We start from the raw sequence: 26,935 nt of genomic DNA, 5'->3' as shown, positions 1-26,935 counted from the left end.
GCGTCAGTGTGGCTGTCGGCGCGGGCGGATAGCCTGCGTACATGGGTCTGAATACGTCGGCTGACGCGCCGCTGCCGGTCGGCCAGGTGTCCCGGCTCATCGGGGGCTGGATCGACCGGCTGGGCCAGGTGTGGGTGGAGGGGCAGATCACGCAGCTCTCGCGGCGGCCGGGGGCGGGGGTGGTCTTCCTGACGCTGCGCGACCCCTCGCACGACATCTCGCTCAGCGTCACCTGCTACCGCCAGGTCTTCGACGAGGTCGCGGACGCGGTGACGGAGGGCGCGCGGGTCGTCGTCCTGGCCAAGCCGGAGTGGTACGCCCCGCGCGGGCAGCTGTCGCTGCGGGCGACCGAGATACGGCCCGTCGGCATCGGCGAGCTGCTCGCGCGGCTGGAGAAGCTCAAGCGCTCGCTCGCCTCCGAGGGCCTGTTCGCGCTGGATCGCAAGAAGCCGCTGCCCTTCCTGCCGCAGCTGATCGGGCTGGTGGTCGGGCGGGCCTCGGCGGCCGAGCGCGACGTACTGGAGAACGCCCGGCGGCGCTGGCCCGCGGTCCGCTTCGAGGTCCGGAACGTGGCGGTCCAGGGGGTGAACGCGGTGCCCCAGGTGATCCGGGCGGTCAAGGAGCTCGACGCCCTGGACGAGGTCGACGTGATCATCGTGGCCCGCGGCGGCGGCAGCGTGGAGGACCTGCTGCCGTTCTCCGACGAGGAGGTCGTACGGACGGTCGCGGCGGCCCGTACGCCCGTGGTCTCGGCGATCGGGCACGAGCCGGACTCCCCGCTGCTGGACCTCGTCGCGGACCTGCGGGCCTCCACGCCCACGGACGCGGCGAAGAAGGTGGTCCCGGACGTGGGCGAGGAGCTGGAGCGGGTACGCCAGCTCCAGGGCCGGGGGCTCCGGGCGGTGCGCGGGCTGCTCGACCGGGAGGAGCGGGGGCTCGCGCACGCGCTGGCCCGGCCGGTCTTCGTCCATCCGCAGCGGATGGTGGAGACCCGCGAGGCCGAGCTGGAGGCCCTGCTGGGGCGCACCCGGCGGACGCTGGGGCACCTGCTGGACCGGGCCGATTCGGAGCTGGCGCACACCCTGGCCCGGGTGGTGGCGCTGTCCCCGGCGGCGACGCTGGAGCGCGGGTACGCCGTACTCCAGCGGGCGGACGGGCACGTGGTGCGCTCGCCGGAGGAGGTCTCGGGGGACGAGGTGCTGCGGGCGCGGGTGGCGGAGGGTGAGTTCTCCGTACGGGTGGCGGGGCCGGGCGCCGAGTGAGCCGGCCGGCCCGAGCACCCGGAACATATTCGATGCACTGCACACATAAGGCGGAACGGGAATGACGGAAACCAATACCTCGTTGGGGTACGAGCAGGCCCGGGACGAGCTCATCGAGGTCGTCCGCAAGCTGGAGGCCGGCGGCACGTCACTGGAGGACTCCCTCGCGCTCTGGGAGCGCGGCGAAGAACTCGCACAGGTCTGCCGGCACTGGCTGGAAGGCGCCCGTGCCCGACTCGACTCGGCACTGGCGGCCCGCGAAGCGGGGGCCGGCGGGGGTGACGAGGGGGACGCCTGAGCGGCGGGCCAAACGTGACGTGAGTCATTCTCAAGCCGATTTAGTTGAAAGTTCTACAACTTCCGGCTTAGAGTCGAGGCATCGCTTCACCCCCCGCATGTATGGAAGAAGGCTTTCCGATGTCTCTCGTTCTCGACTCCGCCGCTCAGGACCTGCTGTTCCGCGAGGCCCGCACCGCCAACTCGTTCTCCGACGAGCCGGTGACCGAGGAGCAGGTCCAGGCGATCTACGACCTGGTGAAGTTCGGCCCCACCGCCTTCAACGGCACCCCGCTGCGCATCACCCTGGTCCGTTCCCCCGAGGCCCGCGAGCGCCTGGTGAAGCACATGGCCGAGGGCAACCAGGCCAAGACCGCCGCCGCGCCGCTCGTCGCGATCCTCTCCGCGGACAACGAGTTCCACGAGGAGCTGCCGCGCCTGCTGCCGCACTTCCCGCCGGCCAAGGACATGTTCTTCTCCGAGCGCCCGGTGCGTGAGCAGTCCGCCCTGGTGAACGGCGCCCTTCAGGCCGCGTACTTCATCGTGGGCGTCCGCGCCGCCGGCCTGGCCGCGGGCCCGATGACCGGCGCGGACCTCGCCGGCATCCAGAAGGAGTTCCTGGACGCCGACCACACCCCGATCATGGTCGTCAACATCGGCAAGCCGGGCGAGGACGCCTGGTTCGACCGCTCCCCGCGCCTGGGCTTCGACGAGGTCATCACCACCGTCTGAGTCCGAATGACATGCGAGAAGGCCGCTCCCCGGTATCCCGGGGAGCGGCCTTCTCGCATGTCATTCGGACCACTGCTGCTTACTGCTGCGCGGCGCCCTGCTTGAACTCCAGCGCCGCCACCATCGCGCCCAGGTCCTCGAACGAGGCCGTGCCGGTCACCACCGTCGCGTACCCCTGCTCCTGCCGTACGAGGGCGTCGTACTTCTCGCCCTCCCAGCGCTCCCAGACCAGGTCGCCGATCTGCTGCGTCTGCCCGGTGGCCTTCGCGTTCTGGGTGACGCCCGCCAGGTGCTTGGCCGAGGCGTCGCTGGACTGCTCGATCGCGACGTACTGCCCCTTCGGGTCCAGGAAGCCCAGGTGCCAGGCGTTCGCGGCCTTGCGGTCGTACGTCACCGAGGTCGCGCGCCACTGCGCCGGGAGCCCCACCGGCGCTGCCACCGGATACGGCGCCGCGCGCCGCGCGGTGATCGTCTCCACCCGGTAGTCGACCACGTGTGTCGGATCGGCCTTCTCGTCATGTGGGACGAAGATGTAGATGCCCGCGACGACGATACCGATCACCGCCAGCGACCGGACCATGTCCCAGACCGTCTGCTTGCCCTTCATACCTGCCACGCCACCATCGTCCCCCATGACCGGGAGTGATCTCCGCCGGGGTCGGCGCGGCGCCCGCACGGGCCCGCGAGATGTTCCGCAAGATGTCCGCTCACGCCAAACGTCTGACCGATACGGCGCTCATACGTGACCCGGTCTGCTCAATTTGTCGACGTACCGATAGAGTTCCAGCACCCTCACTTCCCGGCCGTCGCCGTACAGAAAGGTGCGCTCCGATGACCGAGCACAACCTGCCGCCCCAGCTCGAAGTCTCTCCGGAGGCCCCCGACCGCAACCTCGCCCTGGAACTCGTCCGGGTGACCGAGGCCGCCGCCATGGCCGCGGGCCGGTGGGTCGGGCGCGGCGACAAGCTCGGCGCCGACGGCGCCGCGGTCAACGCGATGCGAACCCTGATCTCCACCGTCTCGATGAACGGCGTCGTCGTCATCGGCGAGGGCGAGAAGGACGAAGCCCCGATGCTGTTCAACGGCGAGCGGGTCGGCGACGGCACCGGCGCCGAGGTGGACATCGCGGTCGACCCGATCGACGGCACGACGCTGAACGCCAAGGGCATGCCGAACGCCATCGCCGTCCTGGCCGCCGCCGACCGCGGCACCATGTTCGACCCGTCCGCGGTCTTCTACATGGAGAAGCTGGTCACCGGCCCCGAGGCCGCCGACTTCGTCGACATCAACGCGCCGGTCTCCGTCAACATCCGCCGCGTCGCCAAGGCCAAGAACATGGCCGTCGAGGACGTCACGGTGATCATCCTGGACCGCCCCCGCCACGAGGGCATCGTCAAGGAGATCCGCGAGACGGGCGCCCGGATCAAGTTCATCTCGGACGGCGACGTCGCGGGCTCGGTCATGGCGGTGCGCGAGGGCACCGGCGTGGACCTGCTCCTCGGCATCGGCGGCACCCCCGAGGGCATCATCTCGGCCTGCGCCATCAAGTGCCTCGGCGGCACGATCCAGGGCAAGCTGTGGCCGAAGGACGAGGCCGAGCGCCAGAAGGCCATCGACGCGGGCCACGACCTGGACCGGGTCCTGCACACCAACGACCTGGTCTCCGGCGACAACGTCTTCTTCGTCGCCACCGGCATCACGGACGGCGAGCTGCTGCGCGGCGTCCACTACCGCTCGGAGACCGCGACCACGTCCTCGCTGGTCATGCGCTCGAAGTCGGGCACGATCCGGCAGATCGACTCGACGCACCGCCTGTCGAAGCTGCGCGCGTACAGCGCGATCGACTTCGACCGCGCCCAGTAGGAGCGGGCAGGCCTTCAGGGCAGGCCTTCAGGCGGTCCCCGGCAGCGAGAGGGGCGCCACCGCGTGCGGCGGTGGCGCCCCTCTCGCTTGCGTACGTACGGGGCTCAGCCCGCGGCGGCTATCGGCCCGGCCCCCTGCGCCTGGCGCAGTTCGGCCGCCCGGCGCCTGCGGCGGGCCAGCACCACGCGGCGCTCGGCCGCGGTGAGCCCGCCCCACACCCCGTACGGCTCGGGCTGGAGCAGTGCGTGCTCGCGGCAGGCGACCATCACGGGGCAGCGCGCGCAGACCCGCTTCGCGGCCTCCTCGCGGGAGAGCCGGGCAGCCGTCGGTTCCTTGGAGGGGGCGAAGAACAGCCCCGCCTCGTCCCGGCGGCACACCGCCTCCGCGTGCCATGGGCCGTCATCTTCCCTCGCCGGCACCCGCGGCTTCGGTACGGCGGCCGGACGCGCCTGAAGGCTCGGTACGGCGGCTACCTGCAGGGACTGATGCGGCGGATGCGGCACGGCCTACTCCTGACGACGTATACGCAAGCGAGAGACGATGCACCTGTCCCTACCCGCTGTGCGCGCCCCTATGCACTGCGTGGGGCAAGGGCGCCGCCCCGCCGAAGTTCGACCGAAACGCGACGCCTGCATATGCCGTCACGTGCCCGCGCACGCCGGCCGGATTCCGTCACAGCCGCTCCGGGCGGCGGGGCCCCCGGGCCCCGACTACCCCTGGAGGCGCTTGCGCAGCTTCAGGGCCAGGTCGACCAGGCGGGCGCCGAGCTTGGGCCGGGCCTCGATGTTGCCCAGCAGGGCGAAGCCGCGGATGATCACGACCGGGGCGCTCGGGTCGGTGGTGTCGGCGCGGCCCTCGCCGTGCACCTCGAAGTTGCCGAGGACCCCGCTGCCGTAGCCGCGGAGCGTCACGTTCTCCGGGACCGTGATCTCGACGTTGCCCAGCACGCTCGTCACGTCGATCTCGGTGACCTGCTGCTCGAAGACGGCCTCGGTGAGGTCGATGGTGACGTCGCCGAGGACACAGACCACACGGGTGTGCGCGCCGGGCCGCCAGCGGCCCTTGCGGGTGGAACTGCTGCACACCGCGACCACGGTCTCCGAGACCGCGGCCTGGCCGGCGGCGGCCGGACCCGGGGCCGGATGCTGTCCGTACGCGGGCGCCGCCGCGGCCGGGCCGCCGGGCGCAGGGAGGTCCCGTACCAGCACCTCCAGCTCCCCGACGGTCTTCACGGCGTACAGCGAATCCAGCCGCTCGGAGTGCTCGTCGGCGGTCAGCCGGCCCTCGGCGAGGGCGTCGGCCAGGATGTGCGCGATCCGGTCGCGATCGGCATCGGAGGCCCGCAGTTCGGCGGGGGCAGCGGCAGGCGCGGCAGGCTTCTTTTCCAGGTCCACGTCAGCCAGCATAGCGATACGCGATAGATCGCGATAGTCGTCCGCAGTTGACAGTGAGCCTTACCTCACAGACACGGCCCGGCACGGAGGTCCTACGCTGGATAGCCGCGCTGCCAAATGGTCGCCAGCGCCGTCTGCCGAGTGAGGAATGACTGCCGTCATGCCAGAGTTTGCGTACACCGACCTGCTGCCCCTGGGCGAGGACACCACCCCCTACCGGCTGGTGACCTCGGAGGGCGTCTCGACCTTCGAGGCCGACGGCCGTACGTTCCTCAAGGTCGAGCCCGAGGCGCTGCGCAAGCTCGCCGAAGAGGCCATCCACGACATCCAGCACTTCCTGCGCCCCGCGCACCTCGCGCAGCTGCGCCGGATCATCGACGACCCCGAGGCCTCGTCGAACGACAAGTTCGTCGCGCTCGACCTGCTCAAGAACGCGAACATCGCGGCGGCCGGCGTCCTGCCGATGTGCCAGGACACGGGCACGGCGATCGTGATGGGCAAGCGCGGCCAGAACGTGCTGACGGAGGGCGGAGACGAGGCGGCCCTCTCGCGCGGCATCTACGACGCGTACACGCAGCTGAACCTGCGCTACTCGCAGATGGCCCCGCTCACCATGTGGGAGGAGAAGAACACCGGCTCGAACCTGCCCGCGCAGATCGAGCTGTACGCGACCGACGGCGGCGCGTACAAGTTCCTCTTCATGGCCAAGGGCGGCGGCTCGGCCAACAAGTCCTTCCTCTACCAGGAGACGAAGGCGGTCCTCAACGAGGCCTCCATGATGAAGTTCCTGGAGGAGAAGATCCGCTCCCTCGGTACGGCGGCCTGCCCGCCCTACCACCTGGCGATCGTGGTCGGCGGCACCTCGGCGGAGCACGCGCTCAAGACGGCGAAGTACGCCTCGGCCCACTACCTGGACGAGCTCCCCACGGAAGGCTCCCCCCTGGGCCACGGCTTCCGCGATGTCGACCTCGAACAGCAGGTCTTCGAACTCACCCAGAAGATCGGCATCGGCGCGCAGTTCGGCGGCAAGTACTTCTGCCACGACGTGCGCGTCGTGCGGCTCCCGCGCCACGGCGCGTCGCTGCCGGTCGCGATCGCCGTGTCCTGCTCGGCGGACCGCCAGGCGACCGCGAAGATCACCGCGGAGGGCGTCTTCCTGGAGCAGCTGGAGCGCGACCCGGCCCGCTTCCTGCCGGAGACGACGGACGAGCACCTGAACGACTCGTCGGACGTGGTGTCGATCGACCTGAACCAGCCGATGGCAGACATCCTCGCCACGCTCACCCAGCACCCGGTGAAGACCCGCCTCTCCCTGACCGGCCCGCTGGTCGTGGCGCGCGACATCGCGCACGCCAAGATCAAGGAGCTGCTGGACTCGGGCGCGGAGATGCCGCAGTACCTGAAGGACCACCCGGTCTACTACGCCGGCCCGGCGAAGACCCCCGAGGGCTACGCCTCGGGCTCCTTCGGCCCGACCACGGCCGGCCGGATGGACTCGTACGTCGAGCAGTTCCAGGCGGCGGGCGGCTCCAAGGTCATGCTGGCCAAGGGCAACCGCTCGCAGCAGGTGACGGACGCGTGCGGCACGCACGGCGGCTTCTACCTCGGCTCGATCGGCGGCCCGGCGGCGCGCCTGGCCCAGGACTGCATCAAGAAGGTCGAGGTCCTGGAGTACGAGGAGCTCGGCATGGAGGCGGTCTGGAAGATCGAGGTCGAGGACTTCCCGGCGTTCATCGTCGTGGACGACAAGGGCAACGACTTCTTCCAGAACCCGGCCCCGGCCCCGACCTTCACCAGCATCCCGGTCCGCGGCCCCGGCCTCGGCTGATCCCGGCCGCATCACCCACGGAGAGCCCCTGGCACCCGCCGGGGGCTCTCTCCAGTGCAACCCGCCTCGAACCGGCACTCGGGGCAGGGCTCGCAGTGCGGTGTCGTGAACTGTTCAGCCATCGGTGCGGGGTCCCGTACCGGGCCGGTCACCGCATCCGGATAACGTCTGGGGCATGACTGAGCCGTCCTCCCTCCGCGCCGCCCGCGATGTGCGGGTCATCGCCCATCGCGGGGCTTCTCACGACCACCCCGAGCACACCATCGAGGCCTATCGGCAGGCCATCGACGACGGCGCCGACGCACTGGAGTGCGATGTGCGGCTGAGTGCCGACGGGCGGCTCGTGTGCGTGCACGACCGGCGGGTGGAACGGACCTCCGACGGGCGCGGGGTCGTCTCCGCCATGACGTACGAGGAGCTGGCCGGGCTCGACTTCGGCGGCTGGAAGGGCGAGGTGCACCGCGGGGCGCAGGTGCTGCTCTTCGAGGACCTGCTCAAGGAGGCGCTGTCCGCCGACCGGCCCGTCGGACTGGCCGTGGAGACCAAGCACCCCACCCGCGCCGGCGGGCGCCTGGAGGCCGAGCTCGTACGGGTCCTCAAGGAGCACGGGCTCGCCGACGGCTCCGACGGCCGGGTCGAGGTCATGAGCTTCTCCCGCAACGCCCTGGTCCGGCTGAACCGGCTGGCTCCCGGCCTGCCCGCCGTGTACCTCATCGAGCGGCGGCTGCGGCCCGCCCGGCCGCCGTTCGCCGGGCATGCCGGGCCCGGCATCGATCTGCTGCGCAAGGACCCGGGTCTGGTGGCGCGCCTGAAGGCCAAGGGGCTGCGGGTACGCGTCTGGACGGTCGACGAGCCGGAGGACGTGGAGCTCTGCGTCCGCCTGGGTGTGGACACGCTCATCACCAACCGGCCCCGGGAAGTTCGCGAGTATCTGCGGCAGTTGTGAGCCCGGACGAGAACACCCGGCCGGGTGGGTGTGCCGGCCGGGTGTGGGGGTGCGGGTGCTGCGGGGCGGGATTACGCGAAGCGCTGCGTCGCCGAGCCGTTGCAGGTCTGCAGGCGCAGCTGGTCGTGGGCGGCGGCCACGGTCAGGCACATGCCCGGGGCGGCCGCGGGGCGGAGGGTGGCGCCGTCGCGGACCCAGCTCTGGTTCGCGCCGCCGTGGCAGTTCCAGATGATCAGGCCGGTGCCCGCGCCGTAGTTGGCGCCGGGGGCGTCCAGGCAGCGGTCGTGGGTCAGCTCGATGTGGACCGACTTGCGGGCCGCGTCGTACCACCAGCCCTGGTTGCGGCCGCCGTGGCAGTCCCAGCCCAGGACGGCCGTCTCGTTCGCGCTGGATCCGCCCTTCGCGTCGAGGCAGTTGCCGGTCGCCTCGTTCTTCAGCGGCGCGTAGAGGGAGTCCCAGGCCCCGGCCTGCAGGACGGGCGTTCCGGTGCTCGCCGGGTCGGCGCAGGAGGCCTCGCGCAGGCCCGAGTCGTAGAGCTGGGTCAGGCAGGACGCGAACGCGCCGTGGCCCCGGTAGTTGGGGTGGAAGGACTGGCGGGCGGTGTTCTCGTCCCACGGGAAGTGGTCCCCGAGGTCCAGGTAGAGGCCGCGGGCCCAGGTGTCCTCCATGCAGACCTCGTGGCCCTGGAAGAGCCGCGAGTTGTCCAGGTACGTGGCCCCCGAGGCCAGCGCCGCCGCGCGCATGCCCTTCTCGAAGGTGGGCACCGCGTAGTTGCGGCCCCAGGCGGCGTCGGAGTCGTAGCCGGCACAGCCTCCGGGGAGCTTGCCGGGGAAGTTCGGGTTGTCGTAGAAGTCGGGGCCGATGGGGCTGGGGTAGCCCATCACGACGAGCTTGTAGTCGGAGTCGGCGTAGCCCGCGTCGCGCATGACGGTCCTGAGGTCGGCGACCGTCGCCTCGACCTTGGGCTTCAGACCGTCCACGCGCGCCTGCCAGCCCGGCCCGTACTTGGGCTCGCAGGTGCCCTGGCTGAGCACCCAGCGGGTCACGCAGTCGGTCATGACCGGGCCGAACTGGAGGTCGTCGTTGGCTCCGGCGACCAGCAGCACCATCTTGATCTTCGTGTTGCGGGCCTTGATGGCCAGGCTGTCGCTCTGCACGAGCTCGTCGGCGTACTGCTTGCTGCCGCCGATCCGGATGTTGCCGGTGTAGCCGCCGGAGCAGGCGACGTTGAAGGTCAGGTCGGCCGGGATGCCGGTGCGGTGGATCGCGGAGTCCGGCGAGCGGTGGCACTGGTTGTTCGGGGTGTTGGTCGCCGGGTCGTAGTTGCCCACGCCCTCGCCCGAAATCTCGCTGTCGCCGAGCGAGATCAGGCCGGTCTTGCGCTCGTTCAGCGGACGGATCGCCGGGTCGCCGTAGATCTTGACGGCCTCCGCCGCGCGGACGGCCTCCAGCTCGGGCGAGAGCGGGGTGGCGGCCGCCGCGGGGGTGGTCGCCGCCTGGGCCATGGGGGTGATGGCGGTGACGCCCCCGAGGGCGGCCGCGATCGCCGCGACGGCGGCGAAGGTAGATCTGAGCCTGGGTCTCGTACGTACACGTGTCATGAACGTCTCCCCTGTCGGTGTTACCCACGGTATTTACTGGCCGGTAGGGGACTTGGGAACACTTCGAACAAGACAATTGCTCAACTTTTTGAGGAGGCAACGAACATGACCGACGATCAGAATCAGGACGCCTACCGGATCGAGCACGACTCGATGGGCGAGGTACGGGTCCCCGCGCACGCCAAATGGCGAGCTCAGACCCAGCGCGCGGTGGAGAACTTCCCCGTCTCCGGGCAGCGCCTGGAGCGCGCCCACATCGAGGCGCTCGCCCTCGTCAAGGCCGCGGCCGCCGCGGTGAACGCGAAGCTGGGGGTGGTGGACGAGGACGTCGCCGACGCGATCCGGTCCGCCGCCTCCGAGGTGGCCGAGGGCCGCTGGGACGAGCACTTCCCCGTCGACGTGTTCCAGACCGGGTCCGGCACCTCGTCCAACATGAACACCAACGAGGTCATCGCGACCCTGGCCGGCGAGCGGCTCGGCCGCGAGGTCCACCCCAACGACCACGTCAACGCCTCGCAGAGCTCCAACGACGTGTTTCCGTCGTCCATCCACATCGCCGCGACCGCCGCCGTCACCCGCGAGCTGATCCCGGCCCTGGAGCACCTCGCCGCCACCCTGGAGCGCAAGGCCGCCGAGTTCGCGGAGGTGGTCAAGGCGGGCCGGACGCACCTGATGGACGCCACCCCGGTGACCTTGGGCCAGGAGTTCGGCGGGTACGCCGCCCAGGTGCGCTACGGCGTCGAGCGGCTGCGCGCGGCCCTGCCCCGGCTCGCCGAACTGCCGCTGGGCGGGACCGCGGTGGGCACCGGGATCAACACGCCGCCCGGGTTCTCCGCGGCCGTGATCGCCGAGGTGGCCGCCGCGACCGGGCTGCCGCTGACCGAGGCCCGCAACCACTTCGAGGCCCAGGGGGCGCGGGACGCGCTGGTGGAGACCTCGGGGATGCTCCGTACGATCGCCGTCTCCCTGACCAAGATTTCCAACGATCTGCGCTGGATGGCCTCGGGACCGCGCACGGGATTGGCCGAAATCAATCTGCCCGATCTCCAGCCGGGCTCCTCGATCATGCCCGGGAAGGTCAATCCGGTGATCCCGGAGGCCGTACTCATGGTCGCCGCACAGGTGACCGGGAACGACACGACCGTCGCCGTGGCGGGCGCGGCCGGCAATTTCGAGCTCAATGTGATGCTCCCCGTGATGGCCAAGAACCTGCTGGAATCGATCCGGCTGCTCGGCAACGCGAGTCGCCTGCTGGCCGACCGCACGGTGGACGGGATCACCGCGAACGTGGCGCGGGCCAGGGAGTTCGCCGAGTCCTCCCCCTCCGTGGTGACCCCGCTGAACCGGTACATCGGCTACGAGGAGGCGGCCAAGGTCGCCAAGAAGGCGCTCGCCGAACGGAAGACGATCAGGGAGGTCGTGCTGGAGTCCGGGTACGTCGACCGCGGCGACCTGACGCTGGAACAGCTGGACGAGGCTCTCGACGTCCTGCGGATGACCCGGCCCTGAAAACGTCACAGGAGGAGGGCCGGATCCGGTCGTTTCCCGTCCCCGCGCACCTCCGTGACCTGCACCGCAGCGGGCGCGGGGGCCCCCGCCCTAAGATCTGCGCATGACAGGTACCGCAGGCCGCGGGGGCGGCGACGCACAGGGCACCCGCTGGCGGCCGGGTGAGCAGATCCTCTGGCGCTACCGCGATCACGCCCCGGGCCTGAAGGGCGCGGTCCACATCTGCCGCCCGGTGACGGTGGTGCAGGACACCCCCGACCTGCTGGCGGTGTGGATGGCCCCCGGCACCGAGTGCGTCAAGCCGGTGCTGGCCGACGGCACCTCCGTCCACGAGGAGCCGCTCGCCACCCGGTACACCGCGCCGCGCACCACCGCACGGTCGCGCTGGTTCGGCGCCGGCGTGCTGAAGCTGGCGCGGCCCGGGGACCCGTGGTCGGTATGGCTGTTCTGGGACCACGGCTGGCGGTTCAAGAGCTGGTACGTGAACCTTGAGGAGCCGCGGACCCGGTGGACCGGCGGGGTCGATTCCGTGGACCACTTCCTGGACATCTCGGTCTACCCCGACCGTACGTGGAAGTGGCGCGACGAGGACGAGTTCGCGCAGGCCCAGCGGGCCGGTCTGATGGACGCGGAACAGGCCCGCCAGGTGCAGGCCGCGGGGCGGGCGGCGGTGGACGTGATCAAGGCCTGGGGGGCGCCGTTCTCCGACGGCTGGCAGGACTGGCGGCCGGATCCCGCCTGGGGAGTTCCGGCCCTTCCCGAGGACTGGGACCGCACCCCGGCGCATATGACCTCATGAGACCCTTGATGCGCCCCCGGGGTTCAACCGTAAGATCTCCCTCCGCAGGTCGCGCGCGGGAGGCGCGCTGGGCCCCGAATCCGTAAATGTCGTGCCGTACGCGGGACTTGACCGGAGGTCAACGCAGAGCGAGAGGTAACGAGCGGGACGCGGAACCGCGGGGCGGTGGTGTCCCCGCCGCTGAGCGGGTATACCGCGACTGACCGAGTTGAGTGCAGCGCACATCGAGCGCAAACGGACGGAATTCCACGCGTGACGGAGTACCCCACCTCGCAGGAGGGCCCGCAGCCTGCCGCGGCCGCCGCGACACCGGCCCCGGGCGGCCCCGGCATGCCCGCCGTCCCCGGCGGTTGTCCGGACGAGCTGGGCCACGGCAAGGCCCCCGTCCCCGCGGCCGAGGCCGTACGCGGCTCGGCCGCGCCCGGCGACGACCCCGTCCGCTCGGACGTCCCACGCCCGCGCGGCGAGGGCGTACCCGCCCCACAGGACGGCACGCCCCGCCCGGCGCGCGGCCGCGCCCGGGGCACGGCGGCATCGGGCGCGGCCGGCCGCCGCGGCCAGGGCGCCGAGTCGGCCCGGGGCGCCGTACGCGACGCCGCGGCGGCGGGCGGGTCCCGGCGGCGCGACGGCGAGGCGGCACGGAACGCCGCGCACGGCGAGGACCCGGCCGGCCAGTCCGCCGCCCGGGCCCACGAGGCCCGCGGAGGGGCGCAGGACCGCCCGGCGCCGATACCGGACGCCTCCCGCCCCCGCGAAGGCGCGGACGCAGACGTAGAGCCGGCCGGGCAGAGCGCCGGAGCCGGCGAGAGCCAGGGCGCGGACGCGCTCGGCGGCCAGGGTGGTGCGGCGCATGCGCAGGTGCACGTCCAGGGCGCCGGTACGCCGGACGGTGCGGTCGGCGGGGGCCTGCAAGGGGCCGACGGCGGGGTGGCCCGGCGGGAGGGTGACCGGCTGCGGTTCGTCGGGGCCGCGACCCGGCGGATCGCCCGCGGCATCGACCTCGACGAGATCGTCCTCGGCCTGTGCCGGGCCACCGTGCCCACCTTCTCGGACGCCATCCTCGTCTACCTGCGCGACCCCCTCCCCGTGGGCGACGAACGTCCCGTCGGCCCGGTCGTTTTAAGGCTGCGCCGCACCGACCGGCTCCGGCCGATCGACGATCTGACGGGACCCGATTCCGCGGGGGCCGCAGGGGCTCCCGGGGCCGCGGGGGCCGCCGGCGAGCTCGACTTCAGCCAGCTGCCGCTGGTCGGCCCGCAGGGTGACCTGCCCGCGGCCGAGCTCTGCGAGATCCGCCCCGGCGGGGCCCTCGCCGAGGTGCTGCGCGGCGTCCGCCCCGTGTTCGGGTCCGCCGCCGGGGCCAAGGACGCCCTGCCGGAGCTGCTCGGCTCGGAGCACCCCGTACCGCGCGGCCAGCGGGCCATCCTCGCGCCGCTGCGCGGCCGCCGCCGCGTGATCGGCTCGGCGGTGTTCCTGCGCAGCCCCGAACGGCCCGCGTTCGAGCAGAACGACCTCCTGGTCGCCGCCCAGCTGGCCACGCACACCGCGCTCGGCATCGACAAGGCGGTCCTGTACGGCCGCGAGGCGTACATCGCCGACGAGCTCCAGCGCACCATGCTGCCCGACAGCCTCCCCCAGCCCACCGGGGTCCGGCTCGCCTCCCGCTACCTGCCCGCCGCCGAGACGGCCCGGGTCGGCGGCGACTGGTACGACGCGATACCGCTGCCCGGCAGCCGCGTCGCGCTCGTCGTCGGCGACGTCATGGGCCACTCCATGACCTCCGCCGCGATCATGGGCCAGCTCCGCACCACCGCCCAGACCCTGGCGCAACTGGACCTGCCGCCCGCCGAGGTCCTGCACCACCTGGACGAGCAGGCGCAGCGGCTCGGCTCCGACCGGATGGCCACCTGCCTGTACGCGGTCTACGACCCCGTCTCGCACCGGATCACCATCGCCAACGCAGGCCACCCGCCGCCCGTGCTCCTGCACCTCGGCGGCCGTGCCGAGGTGCTCCGCGTACCCCCCGGCGCGCCCATCGGCGTCGGCGGCGTGGACTTCGAGGCCGTGGAGCTGGACGCGCCCGCCGGGGCCACCCTGCTGCTGTACACCGACGGGCTGGTCGAATCCCGGCTGCGCGACGTGTGGACCGGCATCGAGCAGCTGCGCGAGCGTCTGGCCACCACCGCCCAGCTGACCGGGCTGGACCACCCGCCGCCGCTGGAGGCGCTCTGCGACGACGTCCTGGACATGCTCGGGCCGGGCGACCGGGACGACGACATCGCGCTGCTCGCCGCCCGCTTCGACGGGATCGCGCCCAGCGACGTCGCGTACTGGTTCCTGGACCCGGAGGAGACCGCTCCGGGCCGCGCCCGCCGGTTCGCCCGCCGCGCGCTGACCCGGTGGGGCCTGGAGGAGCTCCAGGACTCCCTCGAACTGCTGGTCAGCGAGGTGGTCACGAACGCCGTGCGGTACGCCGAGCGGCCCGTGACCCTGCGTCTGCTGCGGACGGACGTACTGCGCTGCGAGGTCGGCGACGACTCCCCGCAGCTGCCGCGCCAGCGCCGGGCCCGGGACACCGACGAGGGCGGCCGCGGGCTGTTCCTGGTCAACCGGATGGCCCGCCGCTGGGGCGCGACCCGGCTGAGCAGCGGGAAGGTGGTCTGGTTCGAGCTCCCGTTGCCGGGGGCGCAGGACCGGCGCTGACCGGGCCCGCTCACGAAACACACACCGCCGCCCCGCAGCATGGATGCTGCGGGGCGGCGGTGTGTTCACAGGCCCGTACGGGCGCTACGGGCGCGCTACGGGATCGTGATCGGCGGGCTCTTCGTCGGGTCCGGGCTCTTCGTCGGGTCCGGACTCTTGGTCGGGTCCGGGCTCTTGGTCGTGCTCTTGGTCGGGTTCGGCGAACTCTTGCCGGGGTCCGGGGTGTTCTGCGACGGCGATACGGGCGCCGACGGCGTGCTGGCGGACGAGGAGCTCGACGAGGACGGGGAGCTGCTGCGGGTCGGCGCCTGCGAGGCGCCCATCTTCGCCTCGGAGAGGTCGAACTCGCCGGTGTCCACGCCCTTGAGCGCGGCCAGCGTGTACGCCTTCCAGATCTCGGCCGGGAAGCTGGAACCACCCGCTCGGCCACCGCCCGCGGTACCGGTCAGGGTGACCTGCTTGGCCGTGCCGGGCTCTTCGCCGAACATCGCGACGACGGTGACGAGTTCCGGTGTGTACGCGGTGAACCAGGCGGCCACGTTGGACTCGGTGGTACCGGTCTTGCCGGCCGCCTCGTAGGCGGAGCTCTTCACGGCCTTGCCGGAGCCGTCCTGGACGACGCCGGTGAGGACCTTGGTCACCGTGTCGGCGGTCTCGCGGGTGATGGCCTGGGAGCCCACGGACTCGACCGGCTTGAACTCGCGGGTGGCGTGCTTGGCGCTCTTGATGAGCGTCGGGGTGACCCTCTTGCCGTGGTTGTCGAAGGTGGCGTAGACGCCGGCCATCTCCAGGGTGTTGGCGCTCATGGTCCCGAGCGACATGGCCGGCTTGTCTGCCGGCCAGCCCTCGCGGTCCTTCATCCCGAGCTCCAGCGCCGTCTTCTTCACGTTCGGCGGGCCCACGTCCACGATCATCTGGGCGTACACCGAGTTCACGGAGGAGTTGGTGGCCGCCTGGACGGTGAGGAAGGGGTCGCCGTAGTTCGCGTTGTCCTGGTTCTGCGGGGCGAACGGGGTGTCACTGCCGACGACCGGGCGCTTGCTGGTGCCGTCGTAGAGGGCGTTGGGGGTGATCGGCTTGCCGTCGTGCGTCGTGGACTTGTGCTCCAGTGCGGAGGCGAGCACGACCGGCTTGAAGGTCGAGCCGGGCTGGAAGTCCTGGCGCAGTGCGTTGCTCGCCCAGTGGTCGGAGAGCCCGGTGCCGCCGTACATCGCGACGACCGCGCCGGTCTTTGGGTCCACGGAGGTGGCGCCGGCCTGCACGCTCGCGTCGACGGGGCGGTCCTTGCGGTCGAGCTTGGCCTCCAGCTCGTCCTGGACGGCCTTCTCCAGCGCGGCCTGCTTCTTGGGGTCGATGTTGAGGGTGATCTCCCAGCCACCGGCCTGCAGCATCTGGCTGTTCATGCCGGTCTGCCGGCGCAGTTCCGCGTCCGCGGCCTGCTTCAGGTAGCCCTTCTGGCCCTCCATGCCGGGGGCGGCCTTGGGCTTGATCGGCATCGGAAGCTGGAGTTCCTTGCGCTTGGCGGGGTCCAGCTCCTTCATCTCGACCATGTTGTCGAGCACGCCGTTGAAGCGGATCTTGACCAGCCGCGTGCCGTTCGGGCCCGCGGTCGCCAGGTCGTAGTCGCTGGGCGCCTGGAGGACGGCCGCGAGGTACGCGCCCTGCTCCAGGGTCAGCTTGTCGACGTCGACGCCGTAGTAGGCCTGGGCGGCGGCCTGGATGCCGTACGCGCCGCGCCCGAAGTAGCTGGTGTTCAGATACCCCTCAAGGATGTCGTCCTTCTCCATGCGCCGGTCGACCTTGAGGGAGATCACGAGCTCCTTGAGCTTGCGGGTCGCCGTCTGGTCCTGGTTCAGGTAGAAGTTCTTGACGTACTGCTGGGTGATCGTCGAACCGCCGGCCTTGCCCTTGCCGGTGGCCGTGTTGAACAGGCCACGGGCGATGCCGAGGAAGTCGACGCCCTGGTCCTTGTAGAAGGACTTGTTCTCGATGGCGATGAAGCCGGTCTTGACGTCCTTGGGGACCCGGCTGAGCGGCACGATCTCGCGGTTCATCTTGCCGTCGCGCGCCATGATCGAGCCGTCCGCGTACTTGTAGACGTTGCTCTGCTTGATGGCGTCGGCGTTCGGGTCGGGCTCTTCCACGTAGAAGTAGAGGGCGACGAGTGCGCCCATCCCGAGCAGGATGATCCCGAAGAAGGCCCCGAGGATCTTCTTCCATGTGAAGAAGCGACGTATGCCGGTCCGCTTGCCGGCACGCCCCTTCCCGGTGGCGCTTCCGCGCGGCGCCCGTCGCGCACTGCGCTGCTGCGCCTTACGCGCTTCTGCTCGGCCCATCGCTCCCGCTCCGCTCGATTACCCCCCCGACGTCAGCTCAGAAAGCTAACACCGCAGGTTGTGACAAAGGTTGGCCAACCATGACCAATACCGGTCAATTCGGACGTGAGAATCAGCACCCACATCAATGGAACCGACGCGCGACAAGCCCGCAGGGTTGCGGCGGCCTCAAAAAGTGATATCACTTTGCTAAGCGGCTCGACCGGCCGCGACCGAACCAATGGGGGCAGATCATGACGAACGCGACGGCCATGGCCGGAGACGTACGGGAGTTCACGGCACGCAGCCTGGGCGGCGGACTGGCCCTGCTGCTGGGGCTGTTGGGGGCTGCGGCCGGCGCCGCCCTGATCGCCCTCGGCGCGGCCGCCGAGGGCTCGGCGGCGCACGTGTCCCTGATCGTGCTCGGCATCCTCCTGATCGCCGCCTCGGCGTGCGCGATGGGCGGGCTGAACATGGTGGCTCCGGGCGAGGCCCGCGTGGTCCAGCTGTTCGGCCGGTACCGGGGGACGATCCGTACCGACGGCCTGCGCTGGGTCAACCCGTTCACCTCGCGGGAGAAGATCTCCACCCGGGTCCGCAACCACGAGACGGCCGTCCTGAAGGTCAACGACGCCTACGGCAACCCGATAGAGCTGGCGGCCGTCGTGGTGTGGCGGGTCGAGGACACCGCGCGGGCGAAGTTCGAGGTGGAGGACTTCACGCAGTTCGTCGAGACCCAGACCGAGGCGGCGGTCCGGCACATCGCGATCGAGTACCCGTACGACGCGCACGACGAGGGCGGGCTGTCGCTGCGCGGCAACGCCGAAGAGATCACCGAGAAGCTGGCGCTCGAACTGCACGCCCGGGTGGAGGCGGCCGGCGTCCGGATCATCGAGTCCCGGTTCACGCATCTCGCGTACGCTCCGGAGATCGCCTCCGCGATGCTCCAGCGCCAGCAGGCGGGCGCGGTCGTGGCGGCCCGCAAGCAGATCGTGGAAGGGGCGGTGGGCATGGTCGAACTGGCCCTGACCCGACTGGCGGAGCAGGACATCGTGGACCTGGACCCGGAGCGCAAGGCCGCCATGGTGTCGAACCTGATGGTGGTCCTGTGCGGCGACCGGGCCGCCCAGCCGGTCGTCAACACGGGCACGCTCTACCAGTGAGCCCCGCCGGCGAGCCGCAGGAGCCCGAGGCGGGCGAGGGCCGGGAGCGGCCGCCCGCACGGGCCGGGCGGCAGGCGCGCAAGCAGGTGCTGCTGCGGCTCGACCCGCAGGTGTACGACGCCCTCGCCCGCTGGGCGGGCGAGGAGCTGCGCAGCGCCAACGCGCAGATCGAGTTCCTGCTGCGGCGGGCCCTGTCCGAAGCCGGCCGCCTCCCGGGCGGCGCGGCCCCGATCCCGCCGCGCGGCCGCCCCCGCGTCCCGCCCGACGCCTGAGCGGATCAGGACCGAAGTCCCGGCGCGTGACCGATGAGGCAGGCCGAAAGTCCTCTCTACACCCTGGGTATACATCGAGCGTATACACCGGATGTATAGTCCTCGGCATGTCCATCGGTCACACGCTCCTCGGCCTCCTGGAGGCCGGTCCACGCCACGGTTACGACCTCAAGCGCGCCTTCGACGAGAAGTTCGGCCACGACCGGCCCCTCGCCTACGGCCAGGTCTACTCGACCATGTCCCGTCTCCTGAAGAACGGCCTCGTCGAGGTCGAGGGGATAGAGAGCGGCGGCGGTCCCGACCGCAAGCGGTACGCCATCACCGACGCCGGCATCACCGACGTCGACGGCTGGCTCGCCCAGCCCGAGAAGCCCGAGCCGTACCTCCAGTCGACCCTCTACACCAAGGTCGTCCTCGCCCTGCTCACCGGCCGCAGCGCCGCCGACCTGCTGGACACCCAGCGGTCCGAGCACCTGCGGCTCATGCGCATCCTGACCCAGCGCAAGCGCAAGGGCGACCTCGCCGACCAACTCGTCTGCGACCACGCCCTGTTCCACCTCGAAGCGGATCTGCGATGGCTGGAACTCGCCGCCGCCCGCCTCGACCAGCTCGCCCGGGAGGTCCGCCGATGAGCCCCGCGCCCCCGGCCGGCACCCTGCTCTCCGCCACGGACCTGCGCAAGACGTACGGGTCCACCGCCGCGCTCGACGGCGCGGACTTCTCCATCCACCCCGGCGAGGTCGTCGCCGTCATGGGCCCCTCGGGATCCGGCAAGTCGACGCTCCTGCACTGCCTCGCCGGGATCGTCCCGCCCGACTCCGGCACCATCACGTACGCCGGCCGTGAACTGTCCGCCATGAACGACGCCGAGCGCAGCGCGCTGCGCCGCAGCGAGTTCGGCTTCGTGTTCCAGTTCGGCCAGCTCGTCCCCGAGCTGACCTGCGTCGAGAACGTCGCCCTGCCGCTGCGCCTGACCGGCGTCAAGCGCAAGCAGGCCGAGCACACCGCCCTGGAGTGGATGGCCCGCCTGGAGGTCGCCGAACTCGGCCGCAAGCGCCCCGGCGAGGTCTCCGGCGGCCAGGGCCAGCGCGTCGCCGTCGCCCGCGCCCTCGTCACCGGCCCGCGCGTCCTCTTCGCCGACGAGCCCACCGGCGCCCTCGACTCCCTCAACGGCGAGCTCGTCATGCAGCTGCTGACCGAGGCCGCCCGGTCCGCGAACGCCGCCGTCGTCCTCGTCACGCACGAGACCCGCGTGGCCGCGTACTCCGACCGCGAGATCGTCGTACGCGACGGCAGGTCCCGCGACATGGAGCGGGCCGTATGAGCCGGGGCATGCTCCGGGTCCGGGCCCGCGACCTCGGCCTCGGCGCCCGCTTCGCCTTCGGCGGCGGCCGCGAGGGCTGGACCCGCACCCTCCTCACCGGCATGGGCGTCGGCCTCGGCGTCGCGCTGCTGCTGATCACCAGCGCGGTGCCCAGCGCCCTGTCCGCCCGCGAGGACCGCGGCGCGGCCCGCTCGGTGAACTCCTCCCGCGAGACCGGCCGGCCCGGCCCCGACACCGTGCTCACCGCCGGTGCGGACCAGTCGTACCGCTCGTACGGGGTCGACGGCCTGCTCGTGCAGCCCGAGGGCGCCTCCGCCCCCCTGCCACCCGGACTGAAGAAGTACCCCGGTCCGGGCGAACTGGCCGTCTCCCCCGCCCTCGACGAGCTGATGAAGACCTCCGGGGGCAAGCTCCTGCGCGAACGCCTCGACGGGCGCATCGTCTCGGTCATCGGCGACGCGGGCCTGGTCGGCCCCGGCGACCTCTACTTCTACGCGGGCACCGACCGGCTCGCGCAGTACGCCGCCGACGCCGCCACCGCTCCGTACGTCAACCGGGTCACCGGTTTCGGCGAGGAGCAGCAGAAGCGGCCCCTCGACCCCGTCCTCGCCCTGCTCGTGGTGCTGGTCTTCGTCGCCCTGCTGATGCCGGTCGCCGTGTTCATCGCGGCCGCCGTCCGCTTCGGCGGCGACCGCCGCGACCGCCGGCTCGCCGCCCTGCGCCTGGTCGGCGCCGACGCCCGGATGGTCCGCCGGATCGCCGCGGGCGAGGCCGTCGCCGGATCCCTGATCGGCCTGGTCCTCGGTACGGGCTTCTTCCTCGTCGCCCGGCAGCTCGCCCCGGCCCTCACCCTGTACCAGCGCAGCGTCTTCCCCGCCGATCTGAACCCGGCCCCGTGGCTGGCCGCCCTCGTCGCCGTCGCGGTGCCCGCAGCGGCCGTCGCCGTGACCCTGTTCGCCCTGCGCGGCGTGGTCATCGAGCCGCTGGGCGTGGTCCGTACGGCCACCCCGCGCCGGCGCCGGATCTGGTGGCGCCTGCTGCTCCCGCTGGCCGGCGTCGGCCTGCTGGTCCCGATGACGGGCCGCGGCAACGACGGCGGCCGGTTCAACCAGTACCAGGTCTCCGCCGGTGTGGTCCTGCTGCTGATCGGCGTCACCACCCTGCTGCCCTGGGTGCTCGAACGCTGCGTCGGCCGGCTCGGCGGCGCCGGACCGGTGTCCTGGCAACTGGCCGTCCGGCGGCTCCAGATCGCCGGCGGAACCGGCGCGCGCCTGGTCAACGGCATCGCGGTCGCGGTCGCCGGCGCGATCGCCCTCCAGATGCTCTTCGCCGCCACCTCGGCCTCGTACACCGCGCAGACGGGCCAGGACCCGACGCGGGCCTCGGTCTCGATCCTGACCCGCAGCAGCGAGCCCGCGCGGGTCGACGCCCTCGCCGGGAAGATCGCCGCCACCGAGGGCGTCACGAAGGTCCTCCCGCTGCGCACCACCTCGGCCTCGCCGACCCGGACCGCCGACGGCCTGTCGGTCCAGCTCACCATCGGAAGCTGCTCCGCCCTCGCCGAGCTGGGCGCCCTGCCCTCCTGCAAGGACGGCGACGTCTTCGTGCTGCCCCCGTCCGCCGACCGCGACCGGTTCGACAGCGTCGCCACCCGTGCCGGCGAGAAGCTGTTCGCCGGGAACGTCTACGGCAACGACGGCCCGGCGGCCGTCCCGTGGACCGTGCCCGCCGGCGCGCCGACGGTGACCCCCCGCAAGGACCCGAACGGCACCCTGCGCAGCGGTCTGCTCGTCACCCCCGCGGCCGCCCCCGAGGGCCTCGGCGACTTCCAGTCCTCGCAGATCTACGTCAAGCTCGACCCGGAGTCGCCCGACGCGATCGAGCGGGTGCGGACCGCGTCGTACAAGGCGGACGCGCTGGCCGTGCCCATGACCCTGCAGTCGACCGCCACCGACGACCGCTTCGCCTCCATCCGGACCGGCCTGTTCGTCGGGGCCACCTGCGTGCTGACGCTGATCGGCGCGAGCCTGCTGGTCTCGCAGCTGGAGCAGTTGCGAGACCGCAAGAAGCTGCTGGCCTCGCTGGTCGCCTTCGGTACGAAGCGCTCCACGCTCAGCCTGTCGGTGCTGTGGCAGACCGCCATCCCGATCGGCCTGGGCCTGGGACTCGCCACCCTGGTCGGGCTGACCTTGGGCACGGTGCTGATGCGGATGGCCGCCGTCCCGGTGCGCATCGACTGGACCTCGGTCGCCTCGATGATCGGCATCGGCGCGGGGGTGGCCGTCACGGTGACCCTGCTCAGCCTGCCGCCACTGCTGCGGCTGATGCGTCCGGACGGCCTGCGCACGGAGTAGCGCCGAGCGCGCGCGAGTCCGTACGTACGCCCGCTCCCGTACGCCCGCCCCTGTACGCCCGCCCTGCTATTCGGCCGGCCACACCGGGAGCGGGCGTACTGCTTCGCGCAGGGCGCCCGCGATGGCCCGGAACTCCTCCTGGCGGGCCGTCCCCGTCCGCATGGCCAGCGCGATCCGCCGCGAGGGCGCGGGCTCGGCGAAGTACCCGGTGGCCAGGTACTCGTTGCGGGCGGTCTCCAGCCGCAGCGCGGTGCGCGGCAACAGGGTCACGCCCAGTCCCCCGGCGACCAGCTGTACGAGGGTGGACAGCCCGGCGGCGGTGGTGGTGACGGCCGCCCCGTCTGGCCGGCCCGCCTCGCGGCAGATGTCCAGGGCCTGGTCACGCAGGCAGTGCCCCTCGTCGAGCAACAGCAGCTGCAGGCCCAGCAGTTCCTCGCGCGGGATGTCCCGACGCCCGGCGAGCGGGTGCTCCCGGGGCGCGAGGAGGACGAAGTCCTCGTCGAAGACGGGCAGTTCGGTGACCCCGGGAACGCCGAGCGGCACCGCGAGCAGTAGCAGGTCGAGCCGCCCGCCGGCCAGCCCCTCCAGCAGCGAGGAGGTCTGCTCCTCGTGCACCTGGAGGTCCATCCGGGGATAGCGGCGGTGGAACAGCCCGAGCACGGTCGGCAGCAGGTACGGGGCCACCGTGGGGATCACCCCGAGCCGCAGGATCCCGGTGAAGGGGGCCCGTACGGCCTCGGCCTCTTCCAGCAGCCCGCCCATGGCGTCGAGTACCGTCCGGGCGCGGGCCGCGATCCGCTCGCCCGCCGGGGAGAGCAGCACCTTGCGGGTGGTGCGCTCCAGCAGCTGGACGCCGAGGGCCTCCTCCAGCGCGGAGACGGCGCCGGAGAGCGCGGGCTGGCTCATGCCGATCGCCGCGGCGGCGTCCCGGAAGTGCAGGTGTTCGGCGACGGCCGCGAACGCGCGCAGCTGCGCGAGCGTCGCCTGCTTCGCTCCCCTGTTGCCCAGCGCCACTGATAGGTACCTCCGATCACCCACCACCAGATTAGCCGTGGCACCCGACCCTGCACGTAGCTGTCACCGAACCGATCACTCTGCGTCGCTCTTTGCCCGTACGGGTGCATTGATAGGCAAGCCTGATCAGCGCGACCACCGTTTGCGATTTCCGTGATCAATGCTGCTTGTGCCAGCATGTGAGACCGTCCAACCCCTCAGGGAAAGCCCCCAAAAGGGCCACTTTCCCGTCTCGCAAGGAGAGCACGTGCTCACTGTCGGTGACAAGTTCCCCACCTACGATCTGACCGCTTGCGTCTCGCTCGAAGCCGGCAGCGAGTTCGCCCAGATCGACCACAAGACCTACGAGGGCAAGTGGCGCGTGGTGTTCTTCTGGCCGAAGGACTTCACCTTCGTCTGCCCGACCGAGATCGCCGCCTTCGGCAAGCTGAACGAGGAGTTCCAGGACCGCGACGCCCAGATCCTCGGCGTCTCCGGCGACTCCGAGTTCGTCCACCACGCCTGGCGCAAGGACCACGCCGACCTGCGTGACCTGCCCTTCCCGATGCTGGCCGACTCCAAGCACGAGCTCATGCAGGCCTGTGGCGTGCAGGGCGAGGACGGCTTCGCGCAGCGCGCCGTGTTCATCGTCGACCAGAACAACGAGATCCAGTTCACGATGGTGACCGCCGGTTCCGTGGGCCGTAACCCCAAGGAGGTCCTGCGGGTCCTCGACGCCCTGCAGACCGACGAGCTGTGCCCCTGCAACTGGAACAAGGGCGAGGGCACCCTGGACGCCGGCGCGCTGCTGGCCGGTGAGTGACGGATGTCCCTCGACTCCCTCAAGTCCGCCATACCGGACTTCGCCAAGGACCTGAAGCTGAACCTCGGCTCGGTCGTCGGCAACCAGGACACCCTCTCGCAGCAGCAGCTGTGGGGCACCATCCTGTCCTGCGCGATCGCCGCCCGCTCCCCGCGCGTCCTGCGTGAGCTGGAGCCGGAGGCGAAGGCGGCCCTGTCGCCGGAGGCGTACACCGCCGCCAAGTCCGCGGCCGCGATCATGGCGATGAACAACGTCTTCTACCGCACCCGCCACCTGCTCTCCGACCCGGAGTACGGCACGCTGCGGGCGGGCCTGCGGATGAACGTCATCGGCAACCCGGGCGTGGAGAAGGTCGACTTCGAGCTGTGGTCGCTCGCCGTCTCCGCGATCAACGGCTGCGGCCAGTGCCTGGACTCGCACGAGCAGGTCCTGCGCAAGGCCGGCGTCGACCGCGAGACGATCCAGGAGGCCTTCAAGATCGCCTCGGTGATCCAGGCCGTCGCGGTCACCCTCGACGCCGAGGCCGCCCTCGCCGCCGAGTAGTACGCACGGCCGTACGCCCGAACGACAGGACCCCCGCAGCCGCTCCCGGCCGCGGGGGTCCTGTCGTTCGGTTCACTTGCGCAGGGACGCCATCAGGGCGCGCATGTCCTCGACCATCGCCGCCTGGACGGCGGCCTCGTCCGGGTCCGGGGCGCCCTGCCCTCCGTACCATTCGACGGTGAGGCTGAACACGGCGCCGCCGTCGAGCACTTCGAGCCTTGAGCCGCCGACCCGCCGGGTGAGCAGCGCCCGCTCGCCGAGCCCGGGAACCTGCTCCACCTCGCCGCCCGAACTCGCCATGCGCCCCATGCCCATGAGGGCGGAGGGGTCCGCGCCGAACTCCGTGCGGGGATCGGTCTTCTTGTGCAGCTGGACCGAGACCTCGGCCCCGTACGACAGGCGGCCCTCGGCGTACGGGGCGCTGTGCGCGCAGTACGCCCAGTCGAGCGAGGGGTGCTCGTTGTGGCGCGCGTAGCCCCCGGTGAGCTGTGTGGTGGACGCGGACACCACGGTCAGCGGCATCTTGCACAGGTCCTCGACATGCCGGTACGCGATCCGCGGCGCGGCATCGCCGAAACGATCCTGCGCCCCCAGGACACCGGCCCAGACGGCCGAGGCCAGTACGGCCCCGCCGAGCGCCCATAACCAGGCCCTACGAGGCCCCCGTACGCCCTCGCGCGGGGTGTCGGGCTCCTCGGCCGCCGTGGGCGGCCGGCCGGTGCCCCACTCCCCGTCGAGCTCAGGCTCGCTGATCACGCCCGGCCTCCCGGAAGGCCTGTTCGGCCGCCGTCGAGCCGTGCGGGCCGGGCCCGATCGGTGCGGCGCCCTGGAGGAGCTGGTCCCGGGAGTAGGCCCTCAGGTAGACGACCACCGTGTTGGTGACGGCGACCAGCGGGACCGCGACCACCGCTCCGCCGATGCCCGCGACCATGCCGCCCGCGGCCACCGACAGCACCACCGCGAGCGGGTGCACCCGTACCGCCCGGCCCAGGATGAAGGGCTGGAGCACGTGCCCCTCGATCTGCTGCACCGCCAGCACCACGGCCAGCACCATCAACGCGGTCCACGGCCCCTGGGTCACCAGGGCGACGACCACCGCGAGGGCGCCGGAGACCACCGCGCCGACGAGCGGGATGAACGCGAACAGGAAGATGAAGACGGCCAGCGGCACCGCCATCGGCACCTTGAGGAAGTAGATGCCGAGGCCGATGAAGATGGCGTCGATGAGCGCGACGAGCACCGTGCCGCGCACGTACGCCGTCAGCGTGCGCCAGGCGCGCGGACCGGCGCCCGCGACACCGGGGCGGGCGGCGGCCGGGACCAGGCCCTGCACCCACATCCAGATGCGCTTGCCGTCGTAGAGCAGGAACAGCGTCGAGAACATCGCGAGCAGGATGCCCGTGAGCACCTCGACGAGGACGGTCACACCCTGGAGGCCGGCGGACGTGATCTGCTCGGTGTTGGTGCCGATGGTCTCGCTGAGGTTCTTCGCGATGTCGTTGATCTGCTTCTCGGTCACGTGGAACGGACTGTCCAGTGCCCAGAGTTTGAGCTCGTTGATGCCGTCCCGGACCCGGGCGGAGAGGTCGTCGAGGTTCTCCATGACCTGCCAGACCACGAACCAGCCGACCAGCCCGATGACCACGAACCCGAGGATCGCGGTGACGGCGGTGGCGAGCCCGCGCGGCAGGCCGAGGCGGCGCAGCCGGACCACGAAGGGCTGGAGCAGCGCGGTGACGAGCAGGGCGGCGGCGAAGGCGAGGACGACCAGGCGGACTTCGCTGATCACCTTCATCACGACCCAGAGCATCCCGGCGAGCAGCAGGAGCCGCCAGCTGACCTCGGCGGCGACCCGCATGCCCCACGGGACGACGCTCACCGGGTCGGGGCGCCCACGCAGGGCGGGCGGGTGCGGGAGGTGGCCGTGCTGCTCGGCGGGTGTGCCGGGCGTCGGTGCCGCGGCCGTCGGGGCCGACGCAGCGGCGCCCGCGCCCGCGGGGGCAGCGCCGCCAGCGCCGGAAGCGGTGGCGGGGACCGCGGCAGCCGCGCCGATGCTCTCCGCCTCGACCTCGGCACGCCGCGCCTGGAGCCGCGCCTCCACCCGGCTCAGCCTGTTCCCGAGCCGGCCGATCCAGCCTGCCCTCTTCGCCATGTCTTTCCCTTCCCCCCGCCCGTGGACACACCTCGAAAGACCGTACACGCGAGGAGCCCCGCACCGTAGGACGGTGCGAGGCT

The 26,935-nt window shown here is 71.7% G+C and carries 24 protein-coding genes; 16 read left to right on the top strand and 8 right to left on the bottom strand.

Annotated features, from left to right (window positions below; genetic code table 11):
• Positions 1–41: 41 nt before the first annotated feature.
• From xseA to OG509_RS24235, 3 genes are all read left to right on the top strand, one after another.
• Positions 42–1,262 (top strand): exodeoxyribonuclease VII large subunit, encoded by a 1,221-nt coding sequence (gene xseA / locus OG509_RS24245; RefSeq protein WP_406184594.1) that lies wholly within the window; start codon positions 42–44, stop codon positions 1,260–1,262.
• A 61-nt stretch (positions 1,263–1,323) separates the two neighbouring features.
• Positions 1,324–1,560: an exodeoxyribonuclease VII small subunit gene (locus OG509_RS24240; RefSeq protein WP_406184593.1), complete on the top strand. Its 237-nt coding sequence runs from the start codon at positions 1,324–1,326 to the stop codon at positions 1,558–1,560.
• Between the two features lie 119 nt (positions 1,561–1,679).
• Positions 1,680–2,270 carry a malonic semialdehyde reductase gene (locus OG509_RS24235; RefSeq protein ID WP_406184592.1) on the top strand — a complete coding sequence of 197 codons (591 nt, stop codon included), beginning with the start codon at positions 1,680–1,682 and terminating at the stop codon, positions 2,268–2,270.
• 79 nt (positions 2,271–2,349) lie between these two features.
• Here OG509_RS24235 and OG509_RS24230 read toward each other — a convergent pair whose 3' ends face one another.
• Positions 2,350–2,877: a DUF4245 domain-containing protein gene (locus tag OG509_RS24230; RefSeq protein ID WP_387282146.1), complete on the bottom strand. Its 528-nt coding sequence runs from the start codon at positions 2,875–2,877 to the stop codon at positions 2,350–2,352.
• 224 nt (positions 2,878–3,101) lie between these two features.
• On the opposite strand from OG509_RS24230, the gene glpX reads away from it, so the two are divergent.
• Complete coding sequence (glpX, locus tag OG509_RS24225; RefSeq protein WP_030159594.1) at positions 3,102–4,133, top strand: class II fructose-bisphosphatase; 1,032 nt, start codon at positions 3,102–3,104, stop codon at positions 4,131–4,133.
• A 104-nt stretch (positions 4,134–4,237) separates the two neighbouring features.
• On the opposite strand, the gene OG509_RS24220 is transcribed toward glpX, so the two are convergent.
• Both OG509_RS24220 and OG509_RS24215 read right to left on the bottom strand, forming a co-directional pair.
• The gene (locus OG509_RS24220) at positions 4,238–4,636 is read right to left on the bottom strand and encodes a WhiB family transcriptional regulator (protein WP_390786554.1); all 399 of its coding nucleotides are present in this window, start codon (positions 4,634–4,636) and stop codon (positions 4,238–4,240) included.
• 207 nt (positions 4,637–4,843) lie between these two features.
• Positions 4,844–5,527: a DUF1707 domain-containing protein gene (locus tag OG509_RS24215; RefSeq protein ID WP_406184591.1), complete on the bottom strand. Its 684-nt coding sequence runs from the start codon at positions 5,525–5,527 to the stop codon at positions 4,844–4,846.
• Positions 5,528–5,687: 160 nt separating this feature from the next.
• On the opposite strand from OG509_RS24215, the gene OG509_RS24210 reads away from it, so the two are divergent.
• Positions 5,688–7,355 (top strand): fumarate hydratase, encoded by a 1,668-nt coding sequence (locus OG509_RS24210; RefSeq protein ID WP_406184589.1) that lies wholly within the window; start codon positions 5,688–5,690, stop codon positions 7,353–7,355.
• A gap of 175 nt (positions 7,356–7,530) precedes the next feature.
• Complete coding sequence (locus OG509_RS24205; protein ID WP_406184587.1) at positions 7,531–8,301, top strand: glycerophosphodiester phosphodiesterase; 771 nt, start codon at positions 7,531–7,533, stop codon at positions 8,299–8,301.
• 71 nt (positions 8,302–8,372) lie between these two features.
• On the opposite strand, the gene OG509_RS24200 is transcribed toward OG509_RS24205, so the two are convergent.
• On the bottom strand, positions 8,373–9,902 hold the full coding sequence (locus OG509_RS24200) for a ricin-type beta-trefoil lectin domain protein (RefSeq protein WP_406184586.1): 1,530 nt from the start codon (positions 9,900–9,902) through the stop codon (positions 8,373–8,375).
• 105 nt (positions 9,903–10,007) lie between these two features.
• On the opposite strand from OG509_RS24200, the gene OG509_RS24195 reads away from it, so the two are divergent.
• From OG509_RS24195 to OG509_RS24185, 3 genes are all read left to right on the top strand, one after another.
• Complete coding sequence (locus OG509_RS24195) at positions 10,008–11,411, top strand: class II fumarate hydratase (protein WP_406184585.1); 1,404 nt, start codon at positions 10,008–10,010, stop codon at positions 11,409–11,411.
• Between the two features lie 103 nt (positions 11,412–11,514).
• Complete coding sequence (locus OG509_RS24190; RefSeq protein ID WP_406184583.1) at positions 11,515–12,210, top strand: DUF402 domain-containing protein; 696 nt, start codon at positions 11,515–11,517, stop codon at positions 12,208–12,210.
• A 252-nt stretch (positions 12,211–12,462) separates the two neighbouring features.
• Entirely contained in the window at positions 12,463–14,913 is a 2,451-nt protein-coding gene (locus tag OG509_RS24185) for a SpoIIE family protein phosphatase (protein WP_406184582.1), read from the top strand.
• Positions 14,914–15,008: 95 nt separating this feature from the next.
• On the opposite strand, the gene OG509_RS24180 is transcribed toward OG509_RS24185, so the two are convergent.
• Positions 15,009–17,249 carry a transglycosylase domain-containing protein gene (locus OG509_RS24180; protein WP_406184581.1) on the bottom strand — a complete coding sequence of 747 codons (2,241 nt, stop codon included), beginning with the start codon at positions 17,247–17,249 and terminating at the stop codon, positions 15,009–15,011.
• Between the two features lie 233 nt (positions 17,250–17,482).
• Here OG509_RS24180 and OG509_RS24175 point away from each other — a divergent pair, with 233 nt between their 5' ends.
• The 5 genes from OG509_RS24175 (at position 17,483) to OG509_RS24155 (ending at position 22,341) form a co-directional block, all read left to right on the top strand.
• Complete coding sequence (locus OG509_RS24175) at positions 17,483–18,391, top strand: SPFH domain-containing protein (protein ID WP_406184579.1); 909 nt, start codon at positions 17,483–17,485, stop codon at positions 18,389–18,391.
• Positions 18,388–18,663, top strand: coding sequence for a hypothetical protein (locus OG509_RS24170; protein ID WP_385580035.1), 276 nt, complete (start codon positions 18,388–18,390; stop codon positions 18,661–18,663). The genes OG509_RS24175 and OG509_RS24170 overlap by 4 nt, the downstream gene beginning before the upstream one ends.
• A 107-nt stretch (positions 18,664–18,770) precedes the next feature.
• On the top strand, positions 18,771–19,295 hold the full coding sequence (locus OG509_RS24165) for a PadR family transcriptional regulator (RefSeq protein WP_406184577.1): 525 nt from the start codon (positions 18,771–18,773) through the stop codon (positions 19,293–19,295).
• Positions 19,292–19,987, top strand: coding sequence for an ABC transporter ATP-binding protein (locus OG509_RS24160; protein ID WP_406184575.1), 696 nt, complete (start codon positions 19,292–19,294; stop codon positions 19,985–19,987). Before OG509_RS24165 ends, OG509_RS24160 begins: the two co-directional genes overlap by 4 nt.
• The gene (locus tag OG509_RS24155) at positions 19,984–22,341 is read left to right on the top strand and encodes an FtsX-like permease family protein (RefSeq protein ID WP_406184573.1); all 2,358 of its coding nucleotides are present in this window, start codon (positions 19,984–19,986) and stop codon (positions 22,339–22,341) included. Before OG509_RS24160 ends, OG509_RS24155 begins: the two co-directional genes overlap by 4 nt.
• Before the next feature lie 66 nt (positions 22,342–22,407).
• Here OG509_RS24155 and OG509_RS24150 read toward each other — a convergent pair whose 3' ends face one another.
• Positions 22,408–23,355: a hydrogen peroxide-inducible genes activator gene (locus OG509_RS24150; protein WP_406184571.1), complete on the bottom strand. Its 948-nt coding sequence runs from the start codon at positions 23,353–23,355 to the stop codon at positions 22,408–22,410.
• 247 nt (positions 23,356–23,602) lie between these two features.
• Between OG509_RS24150 and OG509_RS24145 the strand changes: the two genes are divergently transcribed.
• Both OG509_RS24145 and OG509_RS24140 read left to right on the top strand, forming a co-directional pair.
• Positions 23,603–24,157, top strand: coding sequence for a peroxiredoxin (locus OG509_RS24145; RefSeq protein WP_030159560.1), 555 nt, complete (start codon positions 23,603–23,605; stop codon positions 24,155–24,157).
• A gap of 3 nt (positions 24,158–24,160) precedes the next feature.
• The gene (locus OG509_RS24140; protein WP_406184569.1) at positions 24,161–24,700 is read left to right on the top strand and encodes an alkyl hydroperoxide reductase; all 540 of its coding nucleotides are present in this window, start codon (positions 24,161–24,163) and stop codon (positions 24,698–24,700) included.
• A gap of 72 nt (positions 24,701–24,772) precedes the next feature.
• Here OG509_RS24140 and OG509_RS24135 read toward each other — a convergent pair whose 3' ends face one another.
• Both OG509_RS24135 and OG509_RS24130 read right to left on the bottom strand, forming a co-directional pair.
• On the bottom strand, positions 24,773–25,456 hold the full coding sequence (locus tag OG509_RS24135; RefSeq protein ID WP_406184568.1) for a hypothetical protein: 684 nt from the start codon (positions 25,454–25,456) through the stop codon (positions 24,773–24,775).
• Positions 25,440–26,852, bottom strand: coding sequence for an AI-2E family transporter (locus tag OG509_RS24130; RefSeq protein WP_406184566.1), 1,413 nt, complete (start codon positions 26,850–26,852; stop codon positions 25,440–25,442). Before OG509_RS24130 ends, OG509_RS24135 begins: the two co-directional genes overlap by 17 nt.
• Positions 26,853–26,935: the final 83 nt, after the last annotated feature.

It is taken from the genome of Streptomyces sp. NBC_01006, from assembly GCF_045162725.1.
Taxonomy (GTDB): domain Bacteria; phylum Actinomycetota; class Actinomycetes; order Streptomycetales; family Streptomycetaceae; genus Streptomyces.
This window is presented reverse-complemented; position numbering and strand designations above follow the sequence as displayed.